Below are 20978 nucleotides of genomic sequence, written 5' to 3'. Positions count from 1 at the left end.
CTGCGCCGGGGTTCGCCGCGGGTTTCGTCAGGCTGACCCTTCCGGATAGTCCGCGCCCTCTGTCGCGGCTTTCCACGTATCGAAGTCGCCGCGCATGAAGTCCAGCTTTTTGTGCGCGAGATCGAGCGCCATCTTGCCGAGCAGCAGACGCAATGGCGGCTGGTCCGACAGCGCAGCGTCGATGATCGCCTGCGCCGCGCGCACCGGATCGCCCGCCTGCTTGCCGCTACGTTCGCCGGTCTGCTTGCGGCGCACGCCGGCGGTGTCCGCGTAATCGTCGATCACCGTCGACGACTGCTTGATCGACGGCCCCGCCCAGTTCGTGCGGAACGGGCCGGGTTCGACGATCAGCACGCCGATGCCGAGCGGCTTCACCTCTTGAGCGAGCGATTCCGACAAACCTTCCACCGCGTACTTGGTCGCGTGGTAGTAGCCGGTTGCGGCAAAACTCGTAATGCCGCCAATCGACGACACGTTGACGATCAGCCCGCTGTGCTGCTCGCGCATGACTGGCAGAACGGCCTTGGTCATGTCGACTAGACCGAACACATTGGTCTCGAACATCGCGCGCACTGCGTCGTCCTCGCCTTCCTCGATCGCGGCCAGATAGCCGTAGCCCGCATTGTTGACGAGCGCGTCGATTCGGCCGAAATGCTGTTTGGCCTGCGCGACCGTCTGCTCGATCTGCGCGCGGTTCGTGACGTCGAGCGGTAGAACCAGCGCACGGTCGCCGTGGCCCTCGGCGATATCTTTCACTTTCGACGGGTCGCGCGCGGTCACGACGGCGCGCCAGCCACGCTCCAGCACCAGCTTTGCCAGTTCACGGCCGAAGCCGGTGGAGCAACCTGTAATCAGCCAGACGGGATTGTCTCGATTCATCATTTGGGAAAACTCCTGTTGATGGTCTACGACGTGTGAGGACGCGTGGCATCGCTCGCGTCCGCGAATCAATTGCCTGTGTGCTGGTTTAGCTCGAAGCGTGCCCGCTCCTGGTAGCGCGGCGCGTGTGCGGATGTTCGCGCCGCGCGAAAACCGAATTGGCGTCGGCAGGAGCGTGTTGCGCAGGGCGTGTGTGAATGACCGATATGAACGGGGCGTTATCGCTGTTTGCGCCCTGTTCCAACGTGAATTTTTAATTGTAGTCGCAGCGCCGCCGCTTCGCTTTGCAGCGCTTTGACAAACGCACCGGCCAGCGGATGCCCCGGACGATGCTCGGGATGAACCACGCTCACGCGAAACGGCAACGACACCGCGAGCGGCCGGATATGCAGATGGCGTCCGGCGAAATCGACAGCGGTAAGCGGATTGACGATCGCGATGCCGAGCCCATGCCGCACGAAACTGCATACGGAAACCGCAGTCGGCGTTTCGATGAGCTGGCGGCGCGCGATGCCCGCCTGCGCAAATGCTTCGTCGATCTGCAACCGGTAAGGATCGCTCGACGAGAGGCTGATGAAGGCCTGATCCGCGAAATCTTTCAACTCGATCGTGCGCCTCGCGAGCAACGGATGCCCGTCCGGCAACACGCACACTTCGTCCACTTCGAGCAACGGCGTCAGACGCGTGCCCGGCGGCGGCGCGTCGTGTTCGGTCAGGCCGAGATCGTAGCGTTGCGCGGTCAGCCATTCTTCGAGAAACGGAGACTCCTGCGTGGCGATCGACACGCTTACGCCAGGCTGTGCATCGTGAAAGCGCTTTGACGCGCCTGGCAAGATCGAATGAGAGAACGCGGGCAGCGCGATGATGGAAAGCTGGCCGCCCTGAAATTCACGCAGGCTGGCTGCGGTCGAGGCGACCCGTTCGAGCCCGACATACGCGCGCTTGATTTCGTCGAACAAAGTGAGCGCGGACATCGTGGGACGCAGCCGTCCATGCGCACGCTCGAACAGCGCAAAGCCGATGCTCTGCTCCATGCGCGAGAGTTCGCGACTGACAGTGGGCTGCGACGTGAACAGCATTTCGGCTGCTTTGGTGACGCTGCCCGCCGTCATCAACGCGCGAAAGACTTCGATGTGCCGGTGAGTGAGCGCCATAGTGGGTATATCAGAAGTGAATGGACAGTCGAACAATTGGTATTTTACTGAATGCGCCGTTTTCATCATGATGTCGATCACATTTCCGCTTCGACATCGAGAGAACCGTGACGCCATTCAATTCGCAGCAACTCGTGGAACTTGCCCGGCAGCACGGCACGCCGCTTTGGGTCTATGACGCCGACACGATTCGTGAACGTATCGCAGAGCTACGCAGTTTCGACGTGATCCGCTACGCGCAGAAAGCGTGTTCGAACGTGCACCTTCTGAAGTTGATGCGTGACGAAGGCGTATTGGTCGACGCGGTTTCGCTCGGGGAAATCGCGCGGAGTCTTGTTGCGGGTTTCGTGCCGGGTGGCGAGCGCGATGAAGTGGTTTTCACCGCCGATCTGATCGACCACGCGACGCTATCCACCGTGCTCGACAGGCACATCACCGTCAACGCAGGATCGCTCGATATGCTCGAACGGATAGCACGGCACGCCCCCGAAGGTCATCGCGTGTGGCTGCGGATCAATCCGGGTTTCGGTCACGGGCACAGCAATAAGACCAACACGGGCGGCGAGCATAGCAAGCACGGCGTCTGGCTCGATGACGTGCCGCGCGCACTGGAGATCGTGCGGCGTTATCGGTTGAAGCTGGTCGGGTTGCACATGCATATCGGCTCGGGCGTCGATTATGCGCACCTGTCGCGCGTGTGTGATGCGATGGTCGATGCAGTGACCGGTCTCGGCCACGATATCGAGGCCATCTCGGCGGGCGGTGGTCTGTCGGTGCCGTATCGCGAAGGCGAGCTGCGTATCGACACCGGCCACTACTTCACGCTGTGGGACGCCGCGCGTCGGCGGATCGAAGCGCATGTCGGACATCCAGTGAGACTGGAAATCGAGCCGGGGCGTTTTCTGGTGGCGCAGGCCGGTGCGCTCGTCGCGGAGGTGCATGCGCTGAACCGTCGGCCCACGCGGCAATTTGCTTTAGTCGATGCCGGATTCAACGATCTGATGCGGCCGTCGCTTTACGGCAGCCACCACGAGATAAGCGTGCTGAAAAGCAGCGGCGTGCCGAGCGATGCGCCCGTTGAACCGCATGCGGTAGCGGGTCCGTTGTGCGAAGCCGGCGATGTATTCACGCAAGCCGAAGGCGGTGTCGTTATCGAACGATCGATACCCGCGCCGGAAGTGGGCGACTTCATCGTGTTTCATGACGCGGGCGCTTACGGGGCGTCGATGTCATCGAACTACAACAGCCGGCCGCTTGCGCCCGAAGTGCTGCTGGAGGCGGGCAAGCCACGGCTGATCCGGCGTCGGCAAACGATCGACGAACTGATCGCGCTCGAAGCGTTCGCCTGACGCTGCACCTCGGCGAGGTGTCACCGCGCGCGCACCGTGCGCGTGTACGAAGCGATCATCGTCGCCAGTTCCTGCGCGGCGGGCGTGAGCGGAATCGCCGCGCGTTGCAGCAGGCAAACGTTCTGCTCGACTGCCCGCTCGCGCACGGCGATTGCGGTAAGCGTGTTCGCAAACGGCCCGCGCTTCACCACGACCGACGACTCCAGCGACAGACAATCTGTCGCGCCGACCAGATGCAGCGTTTCGTACAAACCTTCGACCGTCGCGATGATTTTCGGCGGCGGCAAAGCGTGACTCTCGAACAGATGATTCAGGCGATTCATCTGCGGATCGTCGGTGAGATTCGGCGAGCGCGTCGCGACCCAGGTGCAATCGGCGAGTTCGGCCAGCGACGTCGCGCCCGCTTTCGGATGACCCTGCCGGCACACGATCACCGGATCGGACGGATACAGCGGCGTCACCGATAGATCCGCCGTGTCCGTATGTTTCGACACCAGCGCCGCCGCGAAATCGAGCGTGCCCTCGCGGATCCACGAGATCATCATGCGCGACGTGCCGGTGCGCAGATGCACGGCAACCCGCTCGAAGCGCGTGCGAAATTCCATCAGCACCGGCGCGAATGCGTCGACGAGCGGTTCGGTGGTCATCCCGAACGTGACCTCGCCGACATAATCGCCGCGCAATTGCTGCACTTCCTGCTCGGCCCGCTCGCATTCGCCGATGATCGCCCCGGCCCGCTGCAACAGCCGCTGCCCCAGCGCAGTCAGCGCAATGCCGCGATTCGTGCGCGTGAACAGCGTCGCGCCGAGCATCGATTCGAGGTTCTGCAATTGCTGCGTGATCCCGCTCTGCGCGATGCCTAGCGCCCGCGACGCCGCACGAATGCTGCCGTGCTCGGCGACGGCGGTGAATGCGCGCAACTGCGAGATCGTCAATGCCATGCAGTCTTCCGGTTCTGGTGATCGGTAAAAGTGATCATGATAGTCCGAATGGGACTTCTTTGAAGCGCGGCAACCGCTTACGATGCGTGCAATCCGCCCAAAACCACACCTCGCCCCATGAAAATTCCGCTGATGATCCTGAGCGCCGCGCTGACTTTCAGCAGCGGCGCGTTTGCCGCTGAGTCGACCACCTTGCGTCTGGGCATCGACCCGAGCTATCCGCCGATGGACGCCAAAGCGCCCGACGGCAGCTTCAAGGGCTTCGACGTGGACCTCGGCAACGAAATCTGCCGGCGCATCCACGCGCGCTGCCAGTGGGTAGAACTCGAATTTTCGGGCATGATCCCGGCGCTTCAGGCGCGCAAGATCGACGCGATTCTCTCGTCGATGGCGATCACCGAAAAGCGCGAGCAGCAGATTCTGTTTTCGTCGAAGATCTTCCAGTTCAAGTCGCGTCTGGTCGCGCGGCAAGGCTCGCCGCTCGCGGGCGGTGCGAACGCGCTGACGGGCAAGCAGATCGGCGTGCAATCGGGCACGCAGTTCGAGGCGTATGCGTTGAAAAACTGGGCGCCGCTCGGCGCGCACGTGATCGCGTACAAGGGGCAGGACGAAGTGTTCGCGGACTTGCAGAACGGCCGCCTGGACGGCGCGTTGCTCGGCTCGGTCGAAGCGGACATCGGCTTTTTGCGCACGCCCGCAGGCAAGGGCTTTGCGTTTGTCGGCGAGCCGCTTTCGATGGGCGACCGTGGCGTCGGTATCGGTCTGCGCAAGGATGAAACGGCGGTGCAGGCGTCGATCAACGCGGCCATCGCGTCGATGCTCAAGGACGGCACGTACGCGCAGATCGCGAAGAAGTACTTCGACTTCGATCCGTACGGCAATTGATTCTCTTATTTCTCACTTTTATTGCGCAGGCTTTCCGCTCATGAACAGGCAATCGACTCCGCTTCTATCGCCGGCTATCGGCACGCACCGCGAACTGGTGTCGTTTCATTTCGGCCCTGAAAATAGCGGTCAAAAGATTTATATCCAGTCGTCGTTGCACGCGGACGAAACACCCGCGATGCTCACGACCGTGCTGCTCAAGCGTCGTCTGATCGAACTGGAGAAGCAGGGTCTGCTGGATGCGGAAATCGTGCTGGTGCCGGTGGCGAATCCGGTCGGTCTCGGCCAGTACGTGCTCGGTCAGTTTCTCGGACGTTTCGATCTGGGCAGCGGCAAGAACTTCAACCGGCACTTCCTGCAATTCTCGAAACTCGTCGCGCGCGCGAAAGAGGCGTTGAGTTCCGACGTCAAGGAGAACCGCCGGATCGTTCGCGAGTTGATCGCGGCGGAACTCGCGGAGCAAAAGCCGCTGACCGAATTCGAATCGCTGCAACTGGCGATGCTGAAGCTCTCGTTCGACGCCGACGTCGTGATCGATCTGCATTGCTCGCTCGAAGCCGCGATGCACCTCTACACCAGCGAGGCCGCGTGGCCCGAGTTCGAGCCGTTGTCGCGCTATCTCGGCGCGCAGGCGTCGTTGCTCGCGACCAATTCGGGCGGCGAGTCGTTCGATGAAACGCACAGCCTGTTGTGGTGGACGCTGCAGCAGCAATTGCCCGCGGACAAACCGGTGCCGAACGGCGCGATTGCGGTGACGGTGGAGTGTCGCGGACAGCGGGACGTTTCGTACGAAGTGGCGCAGCAGGACGCCGACGCGATCGTCGATTACCTCGTGTGGCGCAAGGCGATCCGGCTCGACGCGAAGCCTTTGCCGGAGTTGCTGTCGCCCGCTACGCCGCTGGCCGGGAGCGAGCAGTTTTACGCACCTGTCAGCGGGATTCTCGTGCATCGCGCGACAATCGGCGACACGATTCGTGTCGGCCAGGCGCTGTTCGATATCGTCGATCCGCTGACCGACGAGACTACGACCATCTGCAGCAACACGGAAGGTGTGCTGTATATGCGACGCGCGATCCGCTTCGTGACCACGGGTGCGCCGTTGGGACGCGTAACCGGAACGCGCGCATTCAGAACCGGCGTCTTGCTGGGCGCGTAACTTTTCATTTGCCTGAAAAAGAACGGGAGCGTTTTCTGCAAGTCAGAAACGCTCCCGTTTTTTATTGCCTGTTCGTGTGGCTATTTTCGTCCGACCAGATACGTCACGCCATTTGGACCGTAGCGTTCCGAATGCGCTTCGTTGGCCTGCAAATGGAAAACATCGCCGACCTTGTACGCGCGTTCCTGATCGCCGACGCGAATGTGCATATCGCCATCGACGATCAGCGCCTTCGCTTCGAACGGATGCTGATGAACATCCATCGCCGAGTTGGCTTCGCGGGTCACTAAAACGGCCTCGGGGAAGCCATCTTTCGTCAGGCTTTCGGTGAATGTGTCGCGATCCATGAGGTCACCATCGGGGGAAATAGTGACGACGACTTTAACGCTTTCCGCCCGATCGTGCAGGACCGTGCCGGGCTTCGATCAAGCTGTCTTGCGTAACGCAGCCACTCAACCGAAGCCCGCCGTGACACGCGCTTAACTCACCACCAGCACCGGCGCCACCGCTGCCGGATCGCTGATACTCGGGCGACCGTTCTCGACGTGCCCGGCGAGACGGCGCGAGAAGCTCGCGTCATCGTTGCTCGTTACCGTCAGGTCGTACCAGTGATGACTCGACGCCAGCACCCAGGCTTCTTCGATCGCGATACCGGCCGGCACCAGAACAGGACGCGCACGTGCGCCGTACGCGTTATCGGTCACTGTCAGACGCGCAATCCCGCCGCCGCTATTGCTGAATTTCAGGAACACGTTGCCGTTCGCGACGTCGTATTGAACGATCACTTCGGGCTGAGCCGGCTTGTTGCCGATATGCAGGCCCGCAAGCTGCGTCGTTTGCGAAGTCGCCTGCGTATTGCCCGCGAACTTGCGCACGAAGCCGTTCGGCCCGAACACTTCGAACGTGTACACGCCGTTCGTCGTCGTCAGATCGAAGGTCTCGCTGAGCGACTTGCCCGCTTCGACCGTATAGCGCCACGGACCGTCCGTGCGATTCGTCGCGTACACGTAGAAATGCGCGCCCTGATCGCCGGTGTTGGCGATCGTGATCGAGAACGTATTCTTCGACACGTTCGCCGAGCCGTTCACATGCAGTTCGTACGGCAACGCACGCGCGAAACGAATCCCGCTTTCCTGCGGATCGATCGTGCCAGGCGTCGCCGGAACGGTCGGCTTCGGCTGCGTTGCGCACTGGTTGTCGGCGATGCTCTTGTAGTTGCTGGTGTCCGGCAGCGGCGGCACTTTCGAGTCCGGCGTGCGGAAGTCGAACGCGGTGGTCAGGTCGCCGCACACCGCACGACGCCATGCGGTGATGTTCGGCTCGTGCACGCCAAAACGCGTTTCGATGAAGCGGATCACTGACGTGTGATCGAACACTTGCGAACACACGAAGCCGCCCTTGGTCCACGGCGACACGATCGTCATCGGCACGCGCGGGCCGAGGCCGTACGGATAGCCGTCGGCGGTATAGCTGCCGCCGCGCTGCGGATTGACCACGTTGTGAATCTCGCCCTCGGTGCTGACCGTCGACTTGCCTTGCGCGGCGGTGGTCGCCGGTTGCGGCGGCACGAGGTGATCGAAGAAACCGTCGTTCTCGTCGTACATGATGAACAGCACGGTCTTGCTCCACACCTCGGGATTCGACGTCAGCGCGTCGAGAATCTGCGACGTGTATTCCGCGCCGTATGCGGGCGTATATTGCGGATGCTCTGAGTATGCAGCCGGCGGACACAACCACGACACTTGCGGCAGCTTGTTCGCGAGCACGTCGGCCTTCAGGTCGTCGATCGTGCGCACGGTTTGCGCGCGCTCGTACAGCGGCGTGCCCGGCTGCGCGTTGATGTAGTTCGTGAAGTTCTGCAGGATGTTGGTGCCGTAGTTGCCGTTCAGCGGATCGGCGCCCGTCAGCCCCTGCTGATAGATCTGCCACGAAATGCCCGCAGCCTGCAGGCGCTCGGGATAAGTCGTCCACGAAAGCAACTGATAATTCGGCGGACCGTCGCCGTCCACCCAGTCGTTGTTGTCGAGCAGCGGTCCGCCCATCGTGCCGCTCGGATCGACCATGCCGGTCATCAGATACGCGCGGTTCGGGTGCGTCGGTCCGGGCAGCGAGCAGAAATACGCATCGCAGATGGTGAACGCATCGGCCAGCGCATAGTGGAACGGAATGTCGCTGCGCAGGTGGTAGCCCATCGTCATGTCGGTCTTGTTGGCCGGCCACTGATCGTAACGGCCGCCGTCGATCGCATACTGAGTCTTGTACCACGAGTGATCCAGATCGCCGACGCATTGCGCGCTGGTGGTGGCCGTGTTCAGATGGAACGGCAGCACCGGCTGGGTCGGGTCTTCCTTCGACGGCTGGTTCCACACCGTCTTGCCGTTCGGCAGCGGAATCGGGAAGCGGTCGTTGTAGCCACGCACGCCACGCAGGTGGCCGAAGTAGTGGTCGAACGAGCGGTTTTCCTGCATGAACACGACGATGTGCTCGACATCGCGGATCGTGCCGGTGCGCGAGAATGCAGGCACGGCAAGTGCGTTACGGATCGACTCGGGCAGCGCGGTCATGGCGGCAGCAGCGCCCGCCGACGAAGCCACGGTCTGCAGGAAACGGCGACGGCTATTTGATGTCATCGAATATCACCTTCTGCGGGGGGAAAGAATGGCGCGTCGTGCGCACCGGTGGAATTGGGTCGACTACCGAGGCCGTTCAGTTGCTGCTCTTGCCGTCGCCAGGTGCGTAGCGCATGACGGGGGCAATCTGCTGGTTGTCGGCAGCGAGATTGGCCTGCATGGTCTCTGCGACCGGATCGGAGGCGGCGGGGTCGGCGGCGAAAGTGGCGGACGGTGCGGACGCGCTGGGTGCGAATGCTGCAATCGAGGCGGGCATGCTTTGCTGCGCGGCGTCGTTAGCAACTTTGCCCTGCGATGAAGATGACGACGTGGCCGAAGAGGTCGTGGGCGGTGCGGAATCGTCCGCGCCACAACCGCTCAACGCTCCGCTCAGCGCGATGCTCGATGCGATCGTCGCCATGGCAACCCGTGCAGTGCGGCCCAGATGTTTGTCTCTTTTCATCTCTGCATCCGTTTTTGTGAAAGCGCGTGCAGTCTCCAATCCTTTCAAGAAATAATTGTGAAACGTTTGCGAGTAGTAAAACTTTCTCTAATTCGTCGGTTTTTCGAAAGGAAATGGAAAGTAACAGGAAGGACAATGGTCACTGAAGCGCCATTTGCCTGACATATAGCAATTCGCAGCAATTCGGAAAATTTAATGGTTTTGCATAACGGCTAATTCCATGACACGCATAGAGCGAGCTTTCGACATGGCCCGATTCGAGGACGAATGGCTGGAAGCGGATGGCTTCGGCGGCTTCGCGTCGGGCACGGTGGGCACCCTTCGTACGCGGCGCTATCACGCGCTGCTGCTCACGGCGACGCGTCCGCCTGGCGGGCGCACGGTGCTCGTCAACGGCGTCGAAGCATGGCTCGAGGCGGGCGGGCAGCGGTATCCGCTGAGCATGCAGCGTTATGCGCCGGATGTGATCTACCCGGACCTCAGCGCGAGTCTCGCCGCATTCGATACCGCGCCGTGGCCCACGTGGCGCTTCCAGTTGAATGCGCAAACGTCGGTCGTGGCCGAAGTGCTGGTGAGCAAGGTGACCCGCGAAACGGTATTGCGCTGGCGTATTGAAAACGCCGAAAAATCTGCAGAAATGATGGCGCTTGTATTGAAAGTGAGGCTATTGCTATCGGGTCGCGATTACCACTCGCTTCATCATGAGAATTCCGCGTTTAATTTCAATGCGCAAATCAGCGACGATAGCGCGTGCGTGAATTGGCAACCCTATGGCGATTTACCGGTCATTCACGCCGCAACGAATGGCGCTTATACGCACGCGCCCGACTGGTATCGAAACTTCTGCTATGTCCGCGAGCGGGAGCGAGGCCTCGATTTCACCGAAGATCTCGCGACGCCTGGCGTGTTCAGCTTCAATCTCGCCGACGCCGATGCGGTGATGATTCTCAGCGCGACGAGCGCGGCGGTGGCGTCGGCGTCTTCCTGCGTGAGCGCGCAGACGGCCGCCGGTCATGCCGCCGAACTCATGAGCGCCGAGCAGCAGCGCCGCGCGAAACTAGGCTCGCGCCTGCAACGTTCCGCCGATGCCTATGTGGTCTCGCGCAACGGAGGCCGCACGATTCTCGCGGGCTTCCCGTGGTTCACCGACTGGGGCCGCGACACGTTCATTGCCATGCGCGGCTTGCTGATCGCGTCGAACCGGCTCGACGACGCCGAGGCGATTCTGCTCGAATGGTCGGGGACGCTGTCCGAAGGCATGCTGCCCAATCGCTTCCCCGATTACGGCGATACACCCGAATACAACTCCGTCGATGCATCGTTGTGGTTCGTCGTCGCCGTCCACGACTATCTAGCGACCCCTCATGCAAGCGCTGAAACGCGAGCGCGTCTTCAGCAGGCGGTTGAAGCAATCATCACCGGCTACACGAACGGCACGCGCTTCAACATCCACGCGAGCACTGAAGACGGCCTTCTGAGCGCAGGCGTTCCCGGCGTGCAACTCACGTGGATGGACGCAAAGGTCGGCGATTGGGTAGTCACGCCGCGCATCGGCAAACCGGTCGAGGTGCAGGCGCTGTGGATCAACGCTTTGCGCATTGCAGCAAGCTGGAATCCGCAGTGGCAGCAGGCTGCCGCGCGAGCGTTGCAAGCGCTTCATGAACATTTCATCGACCCGTCCACGCAGATGTTGTTCGATAACGTCGACGTCGATCATGTAAAGGGCGCGACAGATCGCTCGATTCGGCCGAACCAGATTTTTGCGGTAGGCGGTCTGCCGTTTCAATTACTCGATGGCGCGGCGGCGCGCGCGGTGGTCGATCAGGTCGAGGCGCAGTTGCTCACGCCAATGGGTTTGAGAACGCTCGCGGCATCCGACCCCGCGTATCGCGGCCATTACGGCGGCTCGCCACTCGCGCGCGACGGCGCCTATCATCAAGGTACGGTGTGGCCTTGGCTGCTCGGGCCGTTCGTCGAGGCGTGGCTGCGGGTTCGCGGCAACACAACCGATGCGCGCGTCGAAGCCGAACAGCGTTTTCTCGCGCCGCTGTACGCGCATCTCGATCACGCGGGCCTTGATCATCTGTCTGAAATCGCGGATGGCGACGCGCCTCACGCGCCTGCGGGTACGCCGTTTCAGGCGTGGTCGCTCGGCGAGTTGCTGCGCATTGAAAGCCTGCTTGCCGGGTTGAAGCCCACGTCCGCGTAAACCGCGCTACGATGTGTGTCCCACCGCAAGCCCGATGCAAGGACGTTGTCATGCCACCGCTGCGCGCTGCCAATCTGCTCGCCACCATCGAAGGTTCCCGACTGCACTCCGCCGACTGTGCCCACTGGCAACGCTGGGGGCCGTATCTGAGCGAGCGTCAGTGGGGCACGGTGCGCGAGGACTACAGCGCAGACGGCACCGCGTGGGACTCGTTCCCGCACGACCATGCGCGTAGCCGCGCGTATCGCTGGGGCGAAGACGGCATTGCCGGTTTCGGCGACGACAAGCTGAGCTGGTGCGTATCGCTCGCGCTGTGGAATCGTAAGGACCCGATCCTGAAAGAGCGTTTGTTCGGCGTCACGAATTCGCAAGGCAATCACGGCGAGGACGTGAAGGAGTTGTACTTCTACGTCGACGGCACGCCGACGCATTCGTACATGCGCATGCTCTACAAGTATCCGCACGCAGCTTTTCCGTATAACGACCTCGTGCAGGAAAGCGCGCGCCGTGGCGGCGACATGCCGGAGTACGAAATTCTCGACACCGGCGTGTTCGACGATCTGCGTTATTTCGACGTACAGGTCGAATACGCGAAGCACGCGCCCGACGACATCGTGATGCGCGTGACCATCGAAAATCGCGCGGATCAGGCGGCGTCGCTCGATGTGCTGCCGCAAATCTGGGCGCGCAATTCGTGGTCGTGGAAAGAGAACAAAGACAAGCCATCGCTGGTCGCGGGAACCGATCACGACGGTGGCGTTCATCTGGTGGGTCGTCAGCATGGTCATGAGCCGATCGTCGTGACCGCCTGGTCGGACGACGCGCCGCAAATCAAATGGCTGTTTTGCGAAAACGATACGAACGTCAAGCGTCTTTTCAACATGGACGGCGCGGGTCCGTTCAAGGACGGCTTCAACGACTACCTCGTGCAGGGCGACCAGCATGCCATCCGCGACGACGCGGGCACCAAGGCCGGCGCGCACGCGGCGCTGGAACTCGCGCCACATGCACGTGCTGTCGTCTACATGCGCTGGCGTCCGCAGTCGGCTCCCGACGATGTGCAGTTCGACGCCGAGGCCGTTTTCGCGCGGCGTATCGCGGAAGCCGACGAATTCTATGGCGCGTTGCAGCACGAAATAGCCGATCCCGATGCAAGGCTCGTGCAGCGCCAGGCGCTGGCGGGCATGCTGTGGTCGAAACAGTATTACCAGTACGACGTGCAGCGCTGGCTCGAAGGCGATCCGCTGCAACCTGCGCCGCCTGCCGGGCGCAAACACGGCCGTAATGCGGACTGGCGGCATCTGTGCAACGCGGACATCGTGTCGATGCCCGACAAGTGGGAGTACCCGTGGTACGCATCGTGGGACCTCGCGTTTCATGCCGCGGCATTCGCGCTGATCGACCCGGCGTTTGCGAAGCGTCAGTTGCTGTTGCTGGTGAAGGACCGCTATCAGCATCCGAACGGCCAGCTACCGGCATACGAATGGGCGCTCGGCGACGCCAATCCGCCGGTGCATGCGTGGGCCGCGTGGCGCGTCTACGAGATCGACCGCGCGATGACCGGCAAGGCGGATCGCGATTTCCTCGAACTCGTCTTTCATAAGCTGCTGCTGAATTTCTCGTGGTGGGTGAATCGCAAGGACGCCGACGGCCACAATATTTTCCAGGGTGGTTTTCTCGGACTCGACAACGTCGGTATCTTCGACCGCTCGTCGCCGCTGCCGACCGGCGGTCACATCGATCAGGCAGACGGCACCGCATGGATGGCCGCGTACGCGCTCGACCTGATGCGTATCGCGCTCGAACTCGCGTACGCGAATCATGTGTTCGTCGATATCGGCGTGAAGTTTTTCGAGCACTTCCTGTATATCGCCGAAGCGGTGAGTTGCGACGACGGTTGCGATACCGGCCTGTGGGACAGCGAAGACGAGTTCTTCTACGACAAGCTGCGCCTGCCCGACGGCAGCAATATTCCGATGCGCGTGCGGTCCATCGTCGGCCTGATTCCGCTGTTCGCCGTGCACGTGCTCGAAGAACGTCTGCACGGCGGCCTGCCGTGTCTGCGCGAGCGGCTCGTGTGGTTCCTCGAACATCGTCCCGATCTGGCGAAGCTGGTGTCGCGCTGGAACGAGCCGGGCAAAGGCAACGCGCTGCTGCTGTCGCTGCTGCGCGGGCATCGGATGAAAGCATTGTTGCGGCGCGCACTCGACGAAAGCGAATTCCTCTCCGATCACGGCGTGCGCGCGCTGTCCCGATACCATCGCGACCACCCGTTCGTGTTCAATCACAATGGCGACAGCTTCACGGTGAAGTATTTGCCGGCTGAATCCGACACGCGCGTGTTCGGCGGTAATTCCAACTGGCGCGGTCCGGTGTGGATGCCGGTGAATTATCTGCTGATCGAATCGTTGTACGAATTTCACCGCTATTACGGCGACAATTTCCGCGTCGAGTATCCGACCGGCTCGGGGCAAAAGTTCTCGCTTAGCGAAATCGCCGACGAACTGGCGCGTCGCGCGACCACTCTATTCCTGAAGAACAAGGACGGCGAGCGGCCGGTGATGGGCGCTTATCCGCTGTTGCAGGCCGACCCGCGCTCGCGTGATCTGATCCTGTTCCACGAGTATTTTCACGGCGACAATGGGCGCGGCGTCGGCGCTTCGCATCAGACCGGCTGGACCGGACTGGTCGCGCTGCTGCTGCAACCGCGTGTGATGGCCGCATCCGGCAATGTGCCGGTGACGGGCGAGCCGGAAGCGGCTGCTGCCGCTGCGCCGGCTGCTGCTGCGTCTGCGCCTGTTCATGCGGCGGAGTCGGTGCCGGAGCCGGCCGCTGTCGAAGCCGGCTCGGCGATCAAGTAACTCAATTAACTTAGGTAGCGAGTAGCGCGTTTCGATCCGGGCGCACCGGCACTGCGCGTGAAACACCAGCGTCAAAGTGCGGCACATGGGGTTACATAAGCCCTACAACCTCGCGTGCCGCGCAAATCGTCAGAATCGTTTTTGAACTGTGCGGGTTCGTGCGTGGTCTTTCATGTACCGCCACGTTGTTCCATTGGCTTCCTCAAGTGAATCCCATGCCGACTACACCGAACGCTCAAGCTTCCGATCAATCCACCGTCAATCAAACGCCTAGCTGCAAGGTCAGCGCAAGCCCGCAGGAGGCGCCTGCGTCGCCGGCCGGCAAGCGGCCCGCGCCACCCTGCACGCTGGTGATCTTCGGCGCGGGCGGCGACCTGACCAAGCGTCTTCTGATGCCCGCGCTCTACAACCTCGCCGTCGATGGCCTGCTCGACAATGGCATGAAGATCATCGGCGTCAATCATGGCGAGCGCGAAACGACGGAGTGGGTCGACGACCTGCACAAGTCGCTCGAACAGTTTGCCGCCGACAAAGCCAGCACCTTCCACGCGGGCAAGCTCGACGACAAAGCATGGGACTGGGTCGCGCAACGCCTCGAATACATGGCAGGCGAGTTCGAAAGCGACGACACGTTTGCGAAGCTCAAGCAGAAGCTCGATCAATCGTCGGGCGGTAACGTGATTTTTTATCTCGCGGTCACGTCGCGCTTTTTCAAACCGATCGTCGAGCATCTCGGCAAAGCCGGATTGCTGAAAGAAGGCGACGGCGATAAAGGCGGTTTCCGCCGCATCGTCATCGAGAAACCGTTCGGCACCGACCTCGCTTCGGCGCGCGATCTGAACGCGCACATCCTGTCGTACGCGAAAGAAGAGCAGGTGTATCGCATCGATCACTTTCTCGGCAAGGACACCGTGCAGAGCATTCTCGCGGTGCGTTTCGCGAATGCGCTGTTCGAGCCGGTATGGCGGCGCGAATATATCGACAGCGTGCAGATCACGGCAGCGGAAACGATCGGCGTGGAAGGGCGCGGCAAATTCTACGAGCAGACCGGTGCGTTTCGCGACATGCTGCCGAACCACCTGTTCCAGTTGCTCGGTATGGTCGCGATGGAGCCGCCCAATTCGTTCGACGCCGAAGCCGTGCGCGACAAGAAAGCCGATATCTTCGACGCGATCAAACCGCTGACGCCCGACGACGTGGTCTTCGGTCAATACGAAAAAGGCCCTTCTGGCGTGGGCTATCGTGAAGAACCGGACGTCGCGCCGGACAGCACGACCGAGACCTATGCCGCCGCGCGCGTGTTCGTCGAGAACTGGCGTTGGGCTGGCGTGCCGTTTTATCTGCGCACGGGCAAACGGCTCGCCGCGCGTCGCACGGAGATTTCGGTGCAGCTCAAGCCGGTGCCGTTCCGTCTGTTCCGCGACACGCCGGTCGATGCGCTCACGCCGAACGTGCTGACCTTGCGCATCGATCCCGCGCACGGCACGAGCTTCGACTTCAACGTGAAAACACCGGGGCCGGTGATGCAGGTCGGCGCCGTGCAGTCATCGTTCGATTACAACGACTTCTTTACCGAGCGCGCGAACGTCGGCTACGAGACGCTGCTGTACGACTGCATGCTCGGCGACGAAACGCTGTTTCAACGCGCGGACAGTATCGAGACGAGTTGGAGCGCGGTCGACGACGTGCTGCATCCGAAAACCGGCGGCGCGGTGCCGGTGCATGGTTACGCATCCGGCAGCGAAGGACCGGCGCAGGCAGATGCGTTGCTCGCGCGCGACGGGCACGCATGGCGTCCGTTGAAGCAGGAACCGGTCGAGAAGAAGTAATTCCAGCATCCGCGATCAACATAATCGGGGGACACCTTGGCAACACGTAAAACCACAGGCAAGACAGTCAGTAAGACAGCCGGCAAGACCACGAGCGGCGCAACGCGCAATGCGAAAGCGACGGCCAGCACCGAACGTATTCTCGCGATCGACGTGGGCGGCACCGGCCTGAAAGCCGCGATCATCGACGCTGACGGACAGATGAAAACCGAACGCGTGCGTGTGGCGACGCCGCACCCGTGCACGCCCGCGCAACTGGTGGACGCGTTGTTCGCGTTAGTGACGCCGCTGGTCGAGCAGCAACCGCCCACGCTGATGTCGATCGGCTTTCCCGGCGTGGTGCGTGACAACCGCATTCTGACCGCGCCGCATTTCGGCGTGGAAGGCTGGCACGACATTGCGCTTGCGGATTCGCTGGCGCAACGGCTGGGCGGCTTGCCGGTACGCATGATCAACGACGCCGAAATGCAGGGCTTCGCCGCGATCGAAGGACACGGCCTCGAATTCGTGCTGACGCTCGGCACGGGCGCGGGCACCGCGATGTTCCGCGACGGCGAGCTGATGCCGCATCTCGAACTCGCGCATCATCCGGTGAGCAAGAAAGGCGTCGCATACGACGAATACATTGGCGACGCCGCGCGCGACAAAGTGGGCAACAAGCGCTGGAACAAGCGGGTCGAGAAAGTGATCGGCATTCTCGATTCACTCGTGAATTACGACAAATTGTGGATCGGCGGCGGCAATGCGGCGCGTCTGAAGTTCGACTTGCCGGCCAACGTGGCGACCGTTTCGAACGACGCCGGTATTGAAGGCGGCGCGCGTCTGTGGCATCCGAAATCTTTCCGCGAGACGCGGCAGTTGCCGGAAGCCAATCAGCGCAGCGGGCATTTCAAGTAGGCGCGGGTTCAGGCCTTCAGCAAGACCTGCCGCGCCTGTGACTAGCGCGCGGCATCCCCCCAGCGATACTGCACGCTGGCTTCGTCGAGTTGCGTCTTGATCTGCGGATCGAGCACGAGTTCGCAGGCCGCGAGCGTATCGCTCAATTGTTCCGCGCGGCTCGCGCCGATAATCGCCGACGTAATCAGCGGATTGGCGAGCACCCACGCGAGCGACACGCGTGTCAACGACTCGCCGGTCGTTGCGGCAATCGCCTTCAGTTGCTCGATGGTCTCGAACTCGCGTTGATGCCAGTAGCGCTCCTGATACATCGCGCCCGCCTTGCCGACGGTCTCGGTGAAGCGCCCGGTCGCAGGTGTCGCATCGAGTCGATGCTTGCCGGTCAGCAAGCCGCCCGCAAGCGGGTTGTAGGGCATCACGACCAACCCTTCCTCGCTCGCCAACGGCAGCAATTCCCGCTCGATCTGACGGAACAGCAGGTTGTAGCGCGGCTGCACCGACACGAAACGCGCCGTGCGCAACACATCTGCGCGTCCTAAGGCGCGCGCGAGCCGGTAAGCGAGGAAGTTCGACACGCCGATATAGCGCGCCTTACCCGAGCGCACGATCACGTCGAGCGCTTCGAGAGTTTCGTCGAGCGGCGTGTTCGCGTCGTCGGAATGAAGCTGGTAGAGGTCGACGTAATCGGTGCCGAGGCGGCGCAGCGACGCGTCGATTGCGTCCAGCAGATGTTTGCGCGACGCGCCCTGATCCCAGGCCGCCGGTCCCATTTTGCCGACCGCCTTGGTCGCCAGAATGAAGCGCTCGCGTTTGCCCTTCAGCCAGCGCCCGACGATTTCCTCCGTGCGCCCGGCAATATTTTCGCCTCCGCCGAGCGGATACACATTGGCGGTATCGATGAAATTCACGCCGGCATCCGCCGCCGTATCAAGAATGCGATGTGAGACGTCTTCCTCAGTTTGCAGGCCAAAAGTCATCGTGCCGAGACACAGGCGTGAAACGTTCAGGCCGGTATGGCCGAATTTGCGGTATTGCATGACTCACTCCGGGATGGACGGGGCACTAGCGCGATGCAGTGTTGCAAAAAGGATAAACGGAGTCGCGATTTAGTGTGCTTCACAACGGCAATCTGACGTTATTTATTTGAAAGAATAAAGAGACGCTTTAAATATCCAGAATCCCTATGCAGATTGGTTTTTAAATTGTCTGATATTACAAATAAGTAATAAAACGCGATGAGACATAGGCTGATCTTTACAAACACCATTCGCTCGTAAAATTCTGAAACAATTTCATTACATCCGGTTAGATAAGTCGCGATTGTAGGGTTGTAAGGCATGTGGAATGATAGCGATTCTCATTTAAAAACAAGCCAGCCACCCCGTCATCGCGTGCTCGACGAGCGCGAACGGCAGCCAGCCACTTGCGTTTTTGTCATCGATTCCATGGCATTCATGCGAATTCGGCACGCGCACATCTGACGGGATTTCCATGTTCAACCACACGCCGCTCGCGACTGCGTTAGCGCTAGCTTTTGCCATTCCATTTGCAACACCCGCAGTGGCGCAGACCGCGCCCCAGGCTACATCGCAATCCGCGACCGACAACGCAGCGACCGGCGCAAACGCAAACGCAAACGCAAACGCAGCGACGAACACAGCAACAACCGCAACGAAACCAGCCGCCGCCGACAGCGGCACCTTGCCGACCATCGGCGTCGCCGCGCAAGTCGAGCAACAGGACTTCCAGGCCGAGCGCTCGAACGTCGGCGCGAAGACGCCGACTGCGCTGCGCGACATCCCGCAGACCGTGACGGTCATCAACAAGGACGTGCTCGCGTCGCAAGGCGCGACGTCGTTTCAGGACGCGCTGCGCAACGCGCCGGGCGTGACGATCGGCGGCGCGGAAGGCGGGCAGATCGGCAACAACATCAACCTGCGCGGCTTCACGGCGCAGAACGACATCTACCTGGACGGCTTCCGCGATCGCAATCAGTACTATCGCGACACCTTCGACCTCGAAGAAATCGAAGTGCTGTACGGTCCTTCGTCGATGCTGTTCGGTCGTGGCTCGACGGGCGGTGTGATCAATCAGGTCAGCAAGAAAGCGAACCTGAAAGACTCCGCGGAAATCTCGACGACGGTCGGCACCGACGACCACTACCGCACCTCGGTCGACGTGAATCACAAGCTGAACGACACGTCGGCGATCCGCCTGAACGCGTTCGGCCAGAGCATCGGTTCGACGCGGGACGTGATGAAGAACAAGGACTTCGGCATTGCGCCGGAAGTGCGCTTCGGCATCGGCACGCCGACCGAAGTCACGCTGTCCGCGCTGATCCAGCACAACCACGACCAGCCCGACTACGGCATCCAGGCGTTGAACGGCCGCCCTGCGCCGGTGTCGCGCAACACGTTCTACGGCCTGACCAGCGACCGCACGATCCAGGACGTGCAGACCTTCAACGCGTCGATCAAGCACAAGTTCTCGGACGCGCTCACGTTCACCAACCAGACGCAGCTCTCGCACTCGATGACCGATGCGCGCGAAACCGCGCCGCAAGCGGTGTTGACCGGTCCGCTCTCGACGAGCACGGCGTTGACCAACGGCAATTTCACGACGCTGCCGCCGTCGGAACTGTTCATCAAGTTGCAGAGCCACGATCGTGTGATCGAGAACCACTCGATCTACAACGACACGATGGTCGAATACAAATTCGACACCGGCCCGATCAAGCACGACATGATCGCCGGTATCGAACTCGGCCACGACAGCTACACGAACCAGGCCTACACGCGTAACAACCTGCCGGTCGTGACGATGGTCGACCCGGCGATCATGTCGTCGCCAGCCGGAGTGACGACCACGGTCGGCAACTTCGCCGATTCGGGGTCGAACGAAATCGCCGCGTATTTGAACGACACCGTCTCGCTGAATCAGCACTGGAAGGTGATTGGCGGCCTGCGCTGGGATCGCTTTCAGGCGCAGATCCACAACACGGTCAGCCTGCCGTCCTACGCGACGCAGACTAACTTCTTCACCAGCGTCCGCGCCGGCGTGATTTATCAGCCTAGCGACTGGCAGTCGTATTACGTGTCGTACGGCACGTCGTTCGACCCGTCGCTCGAAGCGTTGACGCTGACCAACCTGACGCAGAACCTCGCGCCGGAGTCGACCAAATCGTATGAAGTGGGCGGCAAGTGGGATCTGCTGGGCGGCAATCTGTCGGTGAATTCCGCGTTCTTCCGCGAGGAAATGGACAACGCGCGCACCCAGGTGTCGACGACCGAATACGAGCTTGACGGCGACATCCGCGTGGACGGATTTCAGGCCGGCGTGACGGGTCACATCACCGACAAGTGGCAGATTTTCGGCGGCTATACGTACATGGACGCGATCATCCTGAAGGCCGCCGACGGCACGCAGGGTCACGTACCGGCCAACACGCCGCGCAATACGCTGACGTTGTGGTCGACCTACGCGATCACGCCGCATTGGGAGATCGGCGGTGGTCCGACCTACATGTCGCCGCGTTACGCGTCGAACACGAACTACGTGCGCGTGCCGGGCTATACGCGTTGGGACGCGACGGCTGCGTATCACGCGAAGAAGTACGATGTGCGCCTGAATCTGCTGAACCTGACCAACAAGGAATACTTCGACGCGCTGATTCCGTCCGACGGCGGCCGTTCGGTGCCGGGCATCGGCCGCACGTTGCTGGCGACGTTCGATTACCGCTTCTGATC

At 61.6% G+C, this 20978-nt stretch carries 15 protein-coding genes; 8 read left to right on the top strand and 7 right to left on the bottom strand.

The window, feature by feature from the left end; all coding sequences use genetic code 11:
- Positions 1-27 precede the first annotated feature (27 nt).
- A complete protein-coding gene (locus tag ABH945_RS20670; RefSeq protein WP_429251750.1) occupies positions 28-882 on the bottom strand; it encodes an oxidoreductase in 855 nt (284 codons plus the stop codon).
- A 215-nt stretch (positions 883-1097) separates the two neighbouring features.
- Positions 1098-2033: a LysR family transcriptional regulator gene (locus tag ABH945_RS20665; protein WP_429251749.1), complete on the bottom strand. Its 936-nt coding sequence runs from the start codon at positions 2031-2033 to the stop codon at positions 1098-1100.
- 107 nt (positions 2034-2140) lie between these two features.
- On the opposite strand from ABH945_RS20665, the gene lysA reads away from it, so the two are divergent.
- Positions 2141-3382, top strand: a complete 1242-nt coding sequence (gene lysA, locus ABH945_RS20660; protein WP_429251748.1) for a diaminopimelate decarboxylase — start codon at positions 2141-2143, stop codon at positions 3380-3382.
- Positions 3383-3402: 20 nt separating this feature from the next.
- On the opposite strand, the gene ABH945_RS20655 is transcribed toward lysA, so the two are convergent.
- Entirely contained in the window at positions 3403-4323 is a 921-nt protein-coding gene (locus ABH945_RS20655; protein ID WP_074770824.1) for a LysR family transcriptional regulator, read from the bottom strand.
- Between the two features lie 117 nt (positions 4324-4440).
- Here ABH945_RS20655 and ABH945_RS20650 point away from each other — a divergent pair, with 117 nt between their 5' ends.
- Positions 4441-5208, top strand: coding sequence for a transporter substrate-binding domain-containing protein (locus ABH945_RS20650; protein ID WP_429251747.1), 768 nt, complete (start codon positions 4441-4443; stop codon positions 5206-5208).
- A 40-nt stretch (positions 5209-5248) separates the two neighbouring features.
- Positions 5249-6364: a succinylglutamate desuccinylase/aspartoacylase family protein gene (locus ABH945_RS20645; RefSeq protein WP_429251746.1), complete on the top strand. Its 1116-nt coding sequence runs from the start codon at positions 5249-5251 to the stop codon at positions 6362-6364.
- An 80-nt stretch (positions 6365-6444) separates the two neighbouring features.
- On the opposite strand, the gene ABH945_RS20640 is transcribed toward ABH945_RS20645, so the two are convergent.
- From ABH945_RS20640 to ABH945_RS20630, 3 genes are all read right to left on the bottom strand, one after another.
- A complete protein-coding gene (locus tag ABH945_RS20640; protein WP_429251745.1) occupies positions 6445-6711 on the bottom strand; it encodes a cupin domain-containing protein in 267 nt (88 codons plus the stop codon).
- Between the two features lie 132 nt (positions 6712-6843).
- A complete protein-coding gene (locus ABH945_RS20635) occupies positions 6844-8994 on the bottom strand; it encodes a phosphocholine-specific phospholipase C (protein ID WP_429251744.1) in 2151 nt (716 codons plus the stop codon).
- A 76-nt stretch (positions 8995-9070) separates the two neighbouring features.
- Positions 9071-9436, bottom strand: a complete 366-nt coding sequence (locus ABH945_RS20630; protein ID WP_429251743.1) for a hypothetical protein — start codon at positions 9434-9436, stop codon at positions 9071-9073.
- A 220-nt stretch (positions 9437-9656) separates the two neighbouring features.
- Between ABH945_RS20630 and ABH945_RS20625 the strand changes: the two genes are divergently transcribed.
- From ABH945_RS20625 to ABH945_RS20610, 4 genes are all read left to right on the top strand, one after another.
- Positions 9657-11645: an amylo-alpha-1,6-glucosidase gene (locus ABH945_RS20625; RefSeq protein WP_429251742.1), complete on the top strand. Its 1989-nt coding sequence runs from the start codon at positions 9657-9659 to the stop codon at positions 11643-11645.
- Between the two features lie 50 nt (positions 11646-11695).
- On the top strand, positions 11696-14506 hold the full coding sequence (locus ABH945_RS20620) for an MGH1-like glycoside hydrolase domain-containing protein (protein ID WP_429251741.1): 2811 nt from the start codon (positions 11696-11698) through the stop codon (positions 14504-14506).
- A 215-nt stretch (positions 14507-14721) separates the two neighbouring features.
- A complete protein-coding gene (gene zwf, locus ABH945_RS20615) occupies positions 14722-16335 on the top strand; it encodes a glucose-6-phosphate dehydrogenase (RefSeq protein WP_429251740.1) in 1614 nt (537 codons plus the stop codon).
- Between the two features lie 138 nt (positions 16336-16473).
- On the top strand, positions 16474-17232 hold the full coding sequence (locus ABH945_RS20610; RefSeq protein ID WP_074771246.1) for an ROK family protein: 759 nt from the start codon (positions 16474-16476) through the stop codon (positions 17230-17232).
- A 41-nt stretch (positions 17233-17273) separates the two neighbouring features.
- Here the strand turns inward: ABH945_RS20610 and ABH945_RS20605 are convergent, their stop codons facing one another.
- On the bottom strand, positions 17274-18269 hold the full coding sequence (locus tag ABH945_RS20605) for an aldo/keto reductase (RefSeq protein ID WP_429251739.1): 996 nt from the start codon (positions 18267-18269) through the stop codon (positions 17274-17276).
- A 454-nt stretch (positions 18270-18723) separates the two neighbouring features.
- On the opposite strand from ABH945_RS20605, the gene ABH945_RS20600 reads away from it, so the two are divergent.
- Positions 18724-20976 (top strand): TonB-dependent receptor, encoded by a 2253-nt coding sequence (locus ABH945_RS20600; protein ID WP_429251738.1) that lies wholly within the window; start codon positions 18724-18726, stop codon positions 20974-20976.
- Positions 20977-20978 lie beyond the last annotated feature (2 nt).

Origin of the sequence: Paraburkholderia sp. GAS333 (assembly GCF_050435665.1) — a bacterium.
Taxonomy (GTDB): domain Bacteria; phylum Pseudomonadota; class Gammaproteobacteria; order Burkholderiales; family Burkholderiaceae; genus Paraburkholderia; species Paraburkholderia fungorum_A.
The sequence above is the reverse complement of the archived record's forward strand: the minus strand, read 5'-3'. Positions and strand labels throughout refer to the sequence as shown.

Excerpts from the sequence above, each read along its gene's own strand:
- ABH945_RS20640 (WP_429251745.1), bottom strand. The coding sequence starts at position 6,711 with ATGGATCGCGACACATTCACCGAAAGCCTGACGAAAGATGGCTTCCCC.
- ABH945_RS20620 (WP_429251741.1), top strand. The coding sequence starts at position 11,696 with ATGCCACCGCTGCGCGCTGCCAATCTGCTCGCCACCATCGAAGGTTCC.
- ABH945_RS20625 (WP_429251742.1), top strand. The coding sequence starts at position 9,657 with ATGACACGCATAGAGCGAGCTTTCGACATGGCCCGATTCGAGGACGAA.
- ABH945_RS20635 (WP_429251744.1), bottom strand. The coding sequence starts at position 8,994 with ATGACATCAAATAGCCGTCGCCGTTTCCTGCAGACCGTGGCTTCGTCG.
- ABH945_RS20650 (WP_429251747.1), top strand. The coding sequence starts at position 4,441 with ATGAAAATTCCGCTGATGATCCTGAGCGCCGCGCTGACTTTCAGCAGC.
- zwf (WP_429251740.1), top strand. The coding sequence starts at position 14,722 with ATGCCGACTACACCGAACGCTCAAGCTTCCGATCAATCCACCGTCAAT.
- ABH945_RS20600 (WP_429251738.1), top strand. The coding sequence starts at position 18,724 with ATGTTCAACCACACGCCGCTCGCGACTGCGTTAGCGCTAGCTTTTGCC.
- ABH945_RS20655 (WP_074770824.1), bottom strand. The coding sequence starts at position 4,323 with ATGGCATTGACGATCTCGCAGTTGCGCGCATTCACCGCCGTCGCCGAG.
- ABH945_RS20630 (WP_429251743.1), bottom strand. The coding sequence starts at position 9,436 with ATGAAAAGAGACAAACATCTGGGCCGCACTGCACGGGTTGCCATGGCG.
- ABH945_RS20605 (WP_429251739.1), bottom strand. The coding sequence starts at position 18,269 with ATGCAATACCGCAAATTCGGCCATACCGGCCTGAACGTTTCACGCCTG.
- ABH945_RS20665 (WP_429251749.1), bottom strand. The coding sequence starts at position 2,033 with ATGGCGCTCACTCACCGGCACATCGAAGTCTTTCGCGCGTTGATGACG.
- ABH945_RS20645 (WP_429251746.1), top strand. The coding sequence starts at position 5,249 with ATGAACAGGCAATCGACTCCGCTTCTATCGCCGGCTATCGGCACGCAC.
- ABH945_RS20670 (WP_429251750.1), bottom strand. The coding sequence starts at position 882 with ATGATGAATCGAGACAATCCCGTCTGGCTGATTACAGGTTGCTCCACC.